General features: G+C 47.2%; 1 protein-coding gene. It reads left to right on the top strand.

Annotated elements, in window-relative coordinates:
* Window positions 1-213: 213 nt before the first annotated feature.
* A partial coding sequence (gene ibaG, locus D3227_RS40730; protein WP_120019484.1) for a BolA family iron metabolism protein IbaG occupies window positions 214-428 on the top strand: 215 nt, incomplete at its 3' end.

Genomic DNA, 428 nt, shown 5'->3' with positions numbered 1-428 from the left:
GTGTATACCCTGGCGAAATTGTATAATTTGCCTGCTGATGTTCTGCCTCGTTAAATTTTTTCAGGCCGGATATGGCGTTAACCGCCTGTCCGGCAAACCTGCCTGCAAGTCGAGCCTTGTCTGATTTATCAGCGAGGCTTTTTGCTTATTTATGCCAGCGCAACTTTGCTCTAAGATGTTTCGCTGGTTTATTAACTGATGATTGAAGATCCCATGGAAAATAATGAAATTCAGAGCGTGTTGATGAACGCTCTCTCCCTCCAGGAAGTCCACGTTTCCGGCGATGGCAGCCACTTTCAGGTTATTGCCGTGGGTGAGTTGTTTGACGGCATGAGTCGGGTTAAAAAACAGCAGACGGTCTATGGCCCGCTGATGGAATATATTGCGGATAACCGCATTCATGCTGTGTCGATCAAAGCGTATACCCC

Source organism: Mesorhizobium waimense, assembly GCF_003601975.1.
Classification (GTDB): domain Bacteria; phylum Pseudomonadota; class Alphaproteobacteria; order Rhizobiales; family Rhizobiaceae; genus Mesorhizobium; species Mesorhizobium waimense.
The sequence above is the reverse complement of the archived record's forward strand: the minus strand, read 5'-3'. Positions and strand labels throughout refer to the sequence as shown.